At 53.2% G+C, this 11570-nt stretch carries 10 protein-coding genes; 9 read left to right on the top strand and 1 reads right to left on the bottom strand.

Annotated features, from left to right (window positions below):
• Nucleotides 1–64: 64 nt before the first annotated feature.
• Nucleotides 65–622 (bottom strand): four helix bundle suffix domain-containing protein, encoded by a 558-nt coding sequence (locus tag HMPREF3027_RS03595; protein WP_070707128.1) that lies wholly within the window; start codon nt 620–622, stop codon nt 65–67.
• A 582-nt stretch (nt 623–1204) separates the two neighbouring features.
• Between HMPREF3027_RS03595 and HMPREF3027_RS03590 the strand changes: the two genes are divergently transcribed.
• The 9 genes from HMPREF3027_RS03590 (at nt 1205) to polA (ending at nt 11516) form a co-directional block, all read left to right on the top strand.
• Nucleotides 1205–1729 carry an N-acetylmuramoyl-L-alanine amidase gene (locus HMPREF3027_RS03590; protein ID WP_083317489.1) on the top strand — a complete coding sequence of 175 codons (525 nt, stop codon included), beginning with the start codon at nt 1205–1207 and terminating at the stop codon, nt 1727–1729.
• Nucleotide 1730: 1 nt separating this feature from the next.
• Nucleotides 1731–2018, top strand: coding sequence for a hypothetical protein (locus HMPREF3027_RS03585; protein ID WP_371440874.1), 288 nt, complete (start codon nt 1731–1733; stop codon nt 2016–2018).
• Complete coding sequence (locus HMPREF3027_RS03580; protein ID WP_070707127.1) at nt 2011–2469, top strand: hypothetical protein; 459 nt, start codon at nt 2011–2013, stop codon at nt 2467–2469. The genes HMPREF3027_RS03585 and HMPREF3027_RS03580 overlap by 8 nt, the downstream gene beginning before the upstream one ends.
• Before the next feature lie 20 nt (nt 2470–2489).
• A complete protein-coding gene (locus HMPREF3027_RS03575) occupies nt 2490–2996 on the top strand; it encodes an HU family DNA-binding protein (RefSeq protein WP_070707125.1) in 507 nt (168 codons plus the stop codon).
• 320 nt (nt 2997–3316) lie between these two features.
• Nucleotides 3317–4525, top strand: a complete 1209-nt coding sequence (gene pgk, locus HMPREF3027_RS03570) for a phosphoglycerate kinase (RefSeq protein WP_070707122.1) — start codon at nt 3317–3319, stop codon at nt 4523–4525.
• A gap of 214 nt (nt 4526–4739) precedes the next feature.
• Complete coding sequence (locus tag HMPREF3027_RS03565) at nt 4740–5285, top strand: hypothetical protein (RefSeq protein ID WP_070707120.1); 546 nt, start codon at nt 4740–4742, stop codon at nt 5283–5285.
• A gap of 6 nt (nt 5286–5291) precedes the next feature.
• Complete coding sequence (locus tag HMPREF3027_RS03560; RefSeq protein WP_070707118.1) at nt 5292–6260, top strand: GSCFA domain-containing protein; 969 nt, start codon at nt 5292–5294, stop codon at nt 6258–6260.
• Complete coding sequence (locus HMPREF3027_RS03555) at nt 6257–8725, top strand: bifunctional UDP-N-acetylmuramoyl-tripeptide:D-alanyl-D-alanine ligase/alanine racemase (RefSeq protein ID WP_070707117.1); 2469 nt, start codon at nt 6257–6259, stop codon at nt 8723–8725. The genes HMPREF3027_RS03560 and HMPREF3027_RS03555 overlap by 4 nt, the downstream gene beginning before the upstream one ends.
• A gap of 13 nt (nt 8726–8738) precedes the next feature.
• A complete protein-coding gene (polA, locus tag HMPREF3027_RS03550; protein WP_070707116.1) occupies nt 8739–11516 on the top strand; it encodes a DNA polymerase I in 2778 nt (925 codons plus the stop codon).
• Nucleotides 11517–11570: the final 54 nt, after the last annotated feature.

The following is an 11570-nucleotide window of genomic DNA, read 5'->3' as shown; positions in this document are numbered from 1 at the left end:
CGACTTGTCCGATTAGGTACCGCCCTTGTCCGATTAGGTACCCCCACCGATAAGGCACCCCCTCCTATCTCCGCTGCTCTTCCCGATATTGTCGGCGTGCACGCGACATCTGCTCTCTAATTCCGCCTTGGGTTAGGAATTGTTCTTGTTGTCGATTGATTAGCTTTCTGAGCAAGAATGTAGCTTGGTGGATGAGCGTGATACAGAGGTTGGCGATCTCCTCATTATTCAGTTTTGGGAGTTGATCTAAATAATCTACCTTGATGCGTTCGCTTCTTGCATATTCACGAACCATTTGGTACCGTTCATGAGTTTCGTCCCATAATGGTAGTCTATGGACTCTAAGGTAATCCTCGTAATCGATTAATAGTTCTTCAAGACTTGCCTTCGCCACATTGGTCAGTTTGATTTCTGTCTCCGTAGAGGTGGTGGAAGCTTTGCTCCCTTCTGCAATATTTTGTTTGCCTGACCGAGCTGCTTGTATCATTTGGTCGACTGTGCGGTCGCTGCTATTTAGATAATGAGTCACAAAATAATAGGTGATATCATAGATCAGTACCGCCACCTGATACGCCTTCAGTGAGCGATACCCTCCCTTAGGTGATAAAAATGTGTGACTCATATATAATATAGTATAGATGGTGTATAGGACAAAAGTACCAATATTATAGGAGATAGAGTGAGGGTGGGGGTACCTATTGCGGGGGTGCGGGGGTGTCGGAGGTACCTGTGGCGGGGGGGCGGGGGTACCTTTATCGGACAAGTCGGACGAGTCGGACAGGTCGGACGAGTCGGACGCCGCGCTCGATGGGCGCTCGCTGATGTGGTAGCTAGCTGTAGTAGCTGGCTGTGGTAGCTAGTGTGGTGGCTGGCTGTGGTGGCTGGTGTGGTAGCTGGCTGCGGTAGCTGGCTGTGGTAGCTAGCTGTGGTAGCTGGTGTGGTAGCTAGTGTGGGTGCTAGTGTGGGTGCTAGCTGTGGTGGCTAGATGTGGTAGCTGGTGTGTTAGCTAGCTGGGGCCGTCCGACTCGTCCGACCTGTCCGACTTGTCCGATAAGGTACCGCCTCCCTACCGGGAGGGCACTGGAGTGAGCGGTAGGGCGGAGGGGGGTACGCTACGGCTCAGGAGGGAGCGAGCACGGGTGGGGGGTGTGGTACCTTTGTGCTGTCGAAAGGAAATAGTAGTTCACTCAATAATATATATACTATGAAAACACTTTATACAAGGCCACGAGAGTGGGAGCAGCTGACGAGGGCGGATCAGCTGGAACGGGCGAAGCGGCGGATTGACCTGCTGGTGATCCACTGTAGTGCCACGCCTCGGGGGAGGCGATATTTTCCCCCTCAGTTGATCAAAGACCATCAGCGCCGGGGATTTAGCACGTCGGGGTACCACTATTATATTACGCGTGAGGGGGACCTCTTTGCTATGCGACCAGTCTCAATGGTGGGGGCTCATGCCAAGGGGTATAACCGTTATTCGATCGGTATCTGCTATGAAGGTGGGCTGGATGAAGAGATGCGTCCGTGTGATACGCGAACCGCGGAACAGCGTCAGATGCTCACGCAATTGATCTATGAGCTGAAGCGTCTTTACCCGAATGCGATGGTGGTGGGGCATCGGGACCTGAGTCCAGATCGGAATGGGGACGGTCAGGTGACTTCTGAGGAGTGGATCAAGGTGTGCCCCTGTTTTGAGGCGATGGTCTATAACCTCTCTAGCAGTTTGTAGGATGATGACGATAGATCTACGACCTAGGGACCCTCAAACGCTCCGCCTCTGGCTGGCGATCCTCTTGGTGACCTGCGGTATGGCGCTCCTCTATATGGGTTTTTGGGTCACCCCTAGAGGTGAGATCCACTCAAGTGTGCTGGTGGCGTATGGTGAGGTGATGACCTTTGTGGGTGCTTTGATTGGGATTGATTATGCGGCGAGGGAGCGCATCTCGGACAGGGGTACCTTCTCGGACGAGTCGGACGAGTCGGACGAGTCGGACAGATCGGACGAGTCGGATGGCTGATATTGAGGGAGGGCAGTGGGGGTGCCTATTGCTTTTGGCTCTGATGATGGTGGGGTGTCGCCCGACTAAGCAGGTGGTGGCGACACAACAGCAGGCGGAGCAGCAGGTGGTCGCCACTCGGGATAGTGTGGGGCTCTTGGAGCGACAACAGCGTAGGGTGGTGGAGCTGCAATGGTGGGGCGATACGCTTCCGCTGCCGAAGGGGCCTGAGGGGACACCCACTACCGTATCGGGTGGCTATCGGATCACCTATCTCGATGAATCGCTCTCGGAGCATCGGGAGGGGTCTCAAGCTAAGGAGACGCTGACAAGGCAGGAGTCTGCCGAAAACTACCTTCTCCAAAAGGGGAAGTCGACACGAAGAATCTACCTGGGGCTTGCCCTTGGACTAACCATCTCTCTACTCCTAGTTATAATAGGTAGGAGAATTAAGAAACAACTATTATATTAACAACTTAAAGATTTAAGACTATGGCATTTATCTACAATGTGTATGAGCGTGACAACAAGATTCCTAACGCTAAGAGCCCACGTGTGGCAGTAGCGACTAACCGTCAGATCCGTCAGATCTCCACTAAGGAGCTGGCCGAGGATATTGCGGACAGGTGTACGGTGCACCGTGCCGATGTGCAGGCGGTGTTGGATGCCCTCTCTATCTCTGCTACGAGCTATCTGCTCAATGGGTTTGGTGTGAAGCTGGGGGAGCTGGGCTCTTTCTCTATGAGGATCAACTGTAAGTCTGCCCCTACTATGGAGGAGTTTACCCCTGACCTGATCAAGGGGGCTAAGGTGCGCTATACCCCTAGCCGTGATATCCTTGCACGCATTAAGGAGACTGGCTTTGTGAGAGGTTCTAACCTTTCTAATGGCAAGGTGGTGGCCCCTGCTCCTAAGCCAGGTGCTACGGAGGATACCCCTAAGGACCCTAATGAGGGCTCTACTGGTACCCCTCAGACTGAAGGCGATACCGGCTATTGATCGGAGCTGCCTGTGGCGGGGGTGGGGGTAGCCTTTCTCGGACAAGTCGGTGGCGGGGGTACCTATCTCGGACGAGTCGGACGGGTCGGACAATTCGGACAGGTCGGACGCCGCGATGGATGGGTGCTAGCTGTGGTGGCTGGCTGGGCGTCCGACTCGTCCGACTTGTCTGACCTGTCCGACTTGTCCGATTAGGTACTGCCGTGTGGATTTGGGTTTCGTGGGTTGGGGAAAAAAGGTTATCTTTGCGGGGAGGGGCAGTGAGGGGCGGGGGGTGTTTTGGATAGGTAACCATTAAATATATAGAAAGATTTATCAGGATGGCTAATATTGACAATTTTGACTTTAAGGGGAAGAGGGTCTTTGTACGTGTGGACTTTAATGTGCCACTAGATGAGGCGGGACAGATCACTGATGATACGCGTATGCGTGGGGCTTTGCCTACGCTTCGTAAGATTGTAGAAGGGGGTGGTCGCCTCATTATCGGTAGCCATATGGGTCGTCCGAAGGGAGTGGATAAGAAGCTGAGCCTCTCTCAGCTCCGTGGACACCTTGAAGAGCTCCTTGGCAGGAAGGTGGAGATGGCTGAGGATTGTGTGGGCGATGCTGTTTTGAAGCAGGCTCAGCAACTGAAGGATGGTGAGGTATTGCTCCTTGAGAACCTTCGTTTCCACCCCGAAGAGGAGGGTAAGGGTGATGGCAAAGCTGGTCAGCCTGAGTTTGTAAAGCAGTTGGCAGCGTTGGCTGAGGTTTATGTGAATGATGCCTTTGGTACAGCACACCGTGCTCACGCCTCTACCGCATTGATTGCCGACTATTTTGATAAGGACCACAAGATGTTTGGCTACCTGATGGCACGTGAGGTGGCTGCTGTGGACCGTGTGATGAAGGAGGTAGAGCGTCCGTTTACCGCAATTATGGGTGGTAGCAAGGTCTCTACAAAGATTGAGATTATCGAGAACCTCCTAACGAAGGTAGATACCTTGATCCTAACGGGTGGTATGACCTACACCTTTATGAAGGCGAATGGTGGCGAAATCGGTAATTCAATCTGTGAGGAGGATAAGCTGGATCTTGCCCTACAGATTCAGGAGAAGGCGAAGGCTAATGGGGTAAAGCTACTGATCGGTAGTGACTCTGTGGTGGCTGATGCTTTTAGCAATGATGCGAATACGAAGGTGGTGCCTAGTGATCAGATCCCTGCTGGTTGGGAGGGCCTGGATATTGGTCCTAAGACTCAGGAGCTCTTTGCTGAGGCGATCCGTGATTCGAAGACGATCCTTTGGAATGGTCCTTTCGGTGTCTTTGAGATGGATACTTTTGCCAAGGGTACTCAGGCAATGGCAGAGGTGATCGCTGAGACCACTGCTAAAGGTGCTTATTCACTTGTGGGCGGTGGTGACTCTGTTGCCGCAGTCAATAAGTTTGGATTGGCCGACCGTATGAGCTATGTCTCTACTGGTGGCGGTGCGTTGCTGGAGGCGATTGAGGGGAAGGTGTTGCCGGGTATTGCCGCAATTGAAAAATAGCAAGACTTCGCGGGGGGGAGGTGCCTGTGGCGGGGGTGCGGGGGTGCGGAGGTGCCTAATCGGACAGGTCGGACGAGTCGGACAAGTCGGACGAGTCGGACGCCGCAATAGAGGCCGCAGTGGAGATTTGCGTGCGAAGTATGAGTATTGATAAAGTAATGTGCTATGCGAAGGCCACGAAGAGCGTGGCCTTCGCTATTAAATAGGAGAAGAGATGAGTGAGATAGAGATGAATGAGCAGTGGGGTGATGATGAGCTGACGGCGATTGATATCCCTATCCCCTTTCTGCTAGAGAAGGCTGATTGGACCAGTTATTTCAATAATAAGGGGTATTCGGGTGCCTACCCTTACCTCCTATATATGCATGAGGATGCGGAGGTGCTGAATGACCGATTGATGGCGGAGGTGAACAGGACGCAGACGCTGACGGGGCACAATAAACTTCAGGTGGACCTCTTCACCCGCTTTTCGGATCATAATGAGGAGGCGGTGGGATTTGTTTGGTTGTTAATCAGTGGCACTCGTTCGTTTGCTCCCGATCTACTGGATGATCTGGAGTGGCTCTTGAGGAGTGGAACGACCTATTATCTACAGCACGCTTACACCTCGCATGGGAAGCAGGGGGTGGTGACTTGGGTAGAGGAGCTCGCATCGCACCCAGCCTATGCCCAAGTGGAGAAGAAGCTACCTCCTCGTGGCAATCTAAAATTGGCCGACCGCCTTGCTATGGCAATCCTTTCGGCTGAAGAAGAGAAGTAAAAGGTGATGGAGTGGCAGAAACGGGTCGAGGTGCCCCCGCTGAGCCGACGATGGAGTCGTAGAGATGCGATCACGCTTTGGGGCTCGTGCTTTGCCGATGAGCTACAGCGGCATCTCTTTAGGGAGCTCTACGACTGTAGCCCTTCGCCCTATGGCATCCTCTATAATCCCCTCTCCATGGCGGAAGGGGTGGAGCGATTGCTGGCGGATCGGCCTGTGGCTCTTGAGGAGCTGATCGAGCATGAGGGGCTTTGGCATAGCCCGATGCATCACGGCACCTTTTCTGCACCTACTCCCGAAGAAACCCTGGCACGGATAGAGGGGGCGTGGCAAGTGGCTAGGGAGCGGCTGGCGACCACCAAGCTATGGGTCTTTACCTTTGGCACCTCTTATCTCTATGAGTGGGCCGAGGCACCGTATGCAGTGGTGAGTAATTGTCACCGTCTTCCAGCAAAGTGCTTTCAGCGTCGTCGTGCCGAGGTGGGGGAGATCGTGCGTCGCTGGTTGCCGTTACTTGAAGAGCTCACTAAAGGGGGAGCGGAGGTGGTGCTGAGTGTAAGTCCTATCCCGCATTACCGTGATGGAGCCCACGAGAGTCGACTCTCGAAGGCGGTATTGCTCCTGGCGGTGGAGCAGATGGTGGAGCAGTTTCCGCAGGTGCATTACTTTCCGAGCTACGAGATACAGCTAGATGAGCTCCGTGATTACCGCTTTTTTGCGGAGGATATGGCGCATCCATCGGAGACAGCGGTGCGGTATATCTTAAGTCGCTTTGAGGAGTTTGCCCTAGAGGAGGACTTGGATTTTAATCAAGAGTGGCACGCCCTTTTGAAGCTAGCAGAGCACCGTCCCCTATCCAGCAATCCTGAGCGTGTGGCAGCACATCAGGAGGGGGTGCTGAGGAAGCTTCGCCACTTTTCCCAACAACATTCGCACCCATTTCTTACGTCATTGATAGAAAAATTAGAGGTATGAGACGCTATTTACTTTCAGAGATCACTGCACTGCTTAAGGCTCCAAAGCCTCGTAAGGAGCAGGAGATAGAGGTTTTGCTGACCGATAGTCGGTCGCTCACTTTTCCGCAACGAACCCTCTTCGTGGCACTGGTGACGGAGCGGGGCGATGGGCATCGCTATATTGGAGAACTTTATGAGCGGGGAGTGCGTGCCTTTGTGGTTTCCAAAAAGGTGGAGGGAGCCTATCCCGAGGCGACGATGATTGAGGTCCCAGATACGTTACAGGCACTCCAAACCTTGGCAAAGTGGCGACGGGAAGCACTACAGATGCCCATTGTGGCGATCACAGGAAGTAATGGCAAAACAACGACAAAAGAGCTCCTCTACCAGCTCCTCTCACCGCACCTTTCCGTGGGTCGCTCACCTCGTAGCTACAATTCGCAGATCGGGGTGCCCCTCTCCCTTTGGGGACTAGAAGAGGGCGAGCAGTTGGCGTTGATTGAGGCGGGGATTTCCAAACCGGGTGAGATGGCACGTCTGAAGGCGATAATCGAGCCGACGATTGGGCTGATCACCAATATCGGAGAGGCCCATCAGGAGCACTTTGAGAGTAAAGAGCAGAAGGTGCGGGAGAAACTATCGCTCTTTACCGACTGTGAGACGATCATTGCCCCACTGGATCAACCTTTGATTGTAGAGGGGTTAGAACAAATGGGACTGACCGCCAAGAGCCACTTCTGGAGTTTCTCCGATGAGCAGGCAGAGCTCTGGGTACGGAAAATTGAGTACCATGCTTCGGGAGTGACCATTTCCCTAAGCATGGATGGGGTAGAGCGGGAGTTGCATCTTCCCTTCCTCGACCAAGGCAGTATTGCCGACGCGGTGGCGGCACTGTTGCTACTGAAGTACACGGCACCTTCGCTTCTTGAGGACTTGACCCCTTTTGCGACGCTTCAACCGATCTCAATGCGACTAGAGGTAGTCCAAGGGAAGCACCGAACGCTGCTCATTAATGATAGTTACAATTCGGATTACGACTCGCTGGCAATTGCCCTTGACTTCCTCAACCGTCGGAATAGCGACCACTGGCCTACTGCCCTCATCCTTTCCGATATGCAGGATAGCACGCATGACCCTCGCGAACTCTATGAGCGGGTGGCAGAGCTGATCAGTCGTTATCAACTAGACCGCCTCTACTTAGTTGGGCCTGCTTTGGGGCAGTATCGTGAACTTTTCCCAGAATTAACGCAGTGGTATCCCGATTGGAGTTCGCTCGATAAGGAGCTGTCACTAGCACAATTGGCAGGGCATATTATCCTCTTAAAGGGAAGTCATACCTCGCAATTTGAGCGGGTGATTGAGGATTGGAAAGCACTATCGCACCAGACCATTCTTAGCATCAACCTCAATCGACTCACGGAAAACTACCACACTCTTCGGCAGCAACTCCCCAAATCGATGCAGACCATCTGTATGATTAAGGCCAATGCCTATGGAGCTGGCTCCTATGAGGTGGCACGGACACTGGAGCGGGCGGGTACCGAGTATCTCGCTGTGGCGGTGGTGGATGAAGGACGGGAGCTACGAGAGCAGGGCATTCAACTCCCCATCTTGGTGATGAATCCTGAGCTATCCGCTTTCCGGCAATTGATTTGGCACCAACTAGAGCCAGAGATATTTAGTCTGGAGATGTTGCGTGCCTTTGAGGAGGCGGCAGAAAGGTATGGCGATGGTACCCTGCCGATCCACCTGAAATGGAATACAGGGATGAACCGACTTGGTATCACTCTTCCCGAAATTGATGAAGTGGTGGCGGTACTCCGACGCTCTAGTGCAGTGCGGGTCGCCTCTATCTTCACCCACCTTGCCGTGGCGGACGATCCTACGGAAGATGCCTTTACCCTTCAGCAATTGGAGCGACTAGATACCGCCCACCATATCCTGGAGGAACGACTAGGCTATTCCATTAAAAAGCACGCCCTCAATACTGCGGGGGCGATACGTTTCCCGAATTACCCCTCCGACTTTGTGCGACTGGGGATCGGGCTGTATGGTATTTCTCCGCTTGAGCATACGCCCTGTGTGCTCGAACCGATTGCCACGCTCACCACGCAGATTCTACAAGTGCAGGAGGTGCAACCTGGGGAGACGATTGGCTACGGTCGTCGCGGAAAGGTGACTCGTCCCAGTCGTATTGCGATTATTCCGATTGGGTATGCCGATGGATTGCCACGTCGCCTCGGCAATGGGCGGATCTCCTTCCGCCTTCCCGACGGTACCCTTGCCCCAACGATCGGTAATATTTGCATGGATACATTGATGATTGATGTTACCGATGCCGAGAGTGCCGAGGTGGGAAGCGAGGTAACCATCTTTGGCGAGGGACTACCAATTACCCGCCTTTCAGATGCCTGCGACACGATTCCTTACGAGATCCTTTCACGTCTCTCCTCACGAATTGCTCGGCAGTACTTCACTGAATAAAGCTATATTACTTATGGAAAAGAAACTATATCTACTCGATGCTTATGCCTTGATCTATCGTGCCTATTATGCGATGATTAGGAGCCCCCGAATCAACTCTAAAGGGGAGGACACCACAGCGATCTTTGGTTTTCTCAATACCTTTGAGGAGATCCTGAACCGTGCCGATGGGGCCCCCATAGCTGTGGTTTTTGACCCAAAGGGAGGTAGCTTCCGAAGCGAGCTTTATCCAGAGTACAAGGCTCAGCGCGAAAAGACACCCGAGGGGATTAGTTTCGCCCTACCTTATATCAAGGAGTTGGTCAATGCCTTTGGTGTACAGCACTACACGGTGCCAGGGTATGAGGCGGATGATGTGATAGGTACGATTGCTACGCAGGTGGGAAGCCGGGAGCCTGACCGTAAGGTCTATATGATTACCCCGGATAAGGATTATGGGCAGTTGGTGCAAAAGAATATCCGGATCCTGAAGCCCAACCGCTCGGGCGGTGGCTTTGAAGAGTTGGGACCTGAGGAGGTGACAAAAAAGCATGGGCTGCAGGAGAGTCGGCAGGTGATTGACCTCCTGGCCCTCTGGGGCGATACTTCGGACAATGTGCCTGGGGTGAAGGGCATCGGCGAGAAGACAGCGGCAACGCTCCTCACACAGTACCATGATATCGAGGGGATCTATGCCCATATCGATGAGATCAAAGGGAAGAGAAAAGAAAATCTACTGGAGGGACGTGAGCAACTTAAACTCTCACGCGACCTCGTGACGATCCGCACTAATGTGCCGATGGAGTATAGTCTGGAGGAGATGCAGCGGAAGGAGACGGATCAACAAGCTCTCCTCGACCTCTACGAGCGGTTGGAGTTTCGTTCGAAAATCGGGAAATTGCAAGCGGATGCCACCCCTAGCTCCACCCCACAGCCCCGTTCGCTTTTTGATGAGGATCCAGTGGAAGAGCCTGTGATAGTGAGTAACTTTAAGCGCTTCGATAGCAGTGAAAAGCAGTATCACCTCGTAGAGAGCGAGGAGCAGATTACTGCCCTAGCAGAGCGACTAGCAGCCGCACCCGCCTTTGCTTTTGATACGGAGACGGATGGCTTGGACGGCATGAGTTGTGGCATCGTAGGCATCTCCTTTGCGATAGCACCTCATGAGGCGTGGTATATTCCGCTTTCGGAGCTACCGATGGAGGCACAGATGCAGTTGGCTCCTTTGCAAAAAGCTTTTGCCAATCCTAAGGTGCTCAAGATAGGGCAAAACCTAAAGTTTGACCTCAAGATCATAGAGCGGTTCGGCCTTCACCCTGTCGGTCCCTACTGGGACACGATGATTGCCCACTACCTGATTCAGCCTGAGCTGAGGCACGGTATGGATGCGATGGCGGAGAGCTACCTCGGCTACCAACCAATCCCGATTGAGGAGCTGATAGGGCCGAAAGGAAGGCAGCAGAAAAATATGCGACAGCTACCGCCCGAGCAGGTCTACACCTATGCTTGTGAGGATGCCGATATCACGTTGCAGCTCTACCATAAATTGCGGGAGGAGCTGGAGAAGGAGGAGCTGGAGTCGCTCTTTTATGAGGTAGAGATGCCACTGATGGAGGTGCTACTGCGTATGGAGCAGACTGGCGTGCGGCTCGATGTGAAGCAGCTCACCGATACGGTGGATGAGCTCTATAAGGAGTTGGGAGAACTGGAAGGGGAGATTCAGCGACAGGCGGGCATCCCATTTAATATCAATTCGCCTAAGGAGGTGGGAGAGGTGCTCTTTGATGAGTTGAAACTGGTGGAGAAGCCGAAGAAGACAAAGACGGGGCAATATGTGACCCGTGAGGAGGAGCTACAGAAGTTGGCACACCTCCACCCGATCATTGGGCTCATTCTTCGCTACCGAGGGCTCCGTAAACTGGTGAGTACCTATATTGAACCACTGCCACAGCTGATTAATAGGCAGACTGGGCGTATCCATACCACTTACAATCAGACGGCAACGGCAACGGGGCGCCTCTCGAGTACCGACCCTAACCTGCAGAATATCCCTGTTCGCGATGAAGATGGTCGGCAGATACGTAAAGCCTTTACTGCCCTCTATCCTGAGCGGGGTGACCGCTATATCTCGGCCGATTACTCTCAGATAGAGCTCCGACTGATGGCGCACTTCTCGGGCGATGAGGCGATGATCGAGGCCTTCCGTGAGGAGCAAGATATCCATGCCATTACCGCTGCCAAGATCTATCACCTACCAACAGAGCAGATTACGCCCGACCTCAGGAGACGCGCCAAGACGGCCAACTTCGGGATTATCTATGGGATCTCTAATTATGGGCTAAGCAGTCGGCTGGGTATTCCCTTTGGCGAAGCAAAGGAGTTGATTGATGGCTACTTCCGTACTTTTCCTGGGGTACAGAAGTATATGGAGGAGATCGTGGAGAAGGCGAAGGAGCAGGGCTATGTGGAGACGATTATGGGGCGACGGCGCTTCCTTAAGGATATCCACTCTGGCAATAGGGTGGTGCGAGGTTTTGCTGAACGCAATGCCATTAATGCACCGCTCCAAGGTTCGGCTGCCGATATCATCAAGGTAGCGATGATACGGATTCAAAAGCGACTTCAGGAGGAGCAGTTCCAAGCTAAGATGATCCTACAAGTGCATGACGAACTCAACTTCTCTTGCCCTGTGGAGGAGCAAGAACGGCTGGTAGCTATGGTACGTGAGGAGATGGAGGGAGTCTGCCCTGAGCTTCGCGTCCCTCTGAAAGTGGATGTCGGCATTGGTGATAATTGGCTGGAGGCCCATTAACACAATCCCAACTGCCGAGGATTCCTCGGTAGTTAAAAGTTCAGTGACAAGTCC

It is taken from the genome of Porphyromonas sp. HMSC077F02 (genome assembly GCF_001815465.1).
Classification (GTDB): domain Bacteria; phylum Bacteroidota; class Bacteroidia; order Bacteroidales; family Porphyromonadaceae; genus Porphyromonas_A; species Porphyromonas_A somerae.
Note: the sequence above shows the minus strand (reverse complement) of the source record. Positions and strands in the feature narration are given on the sequence as shown.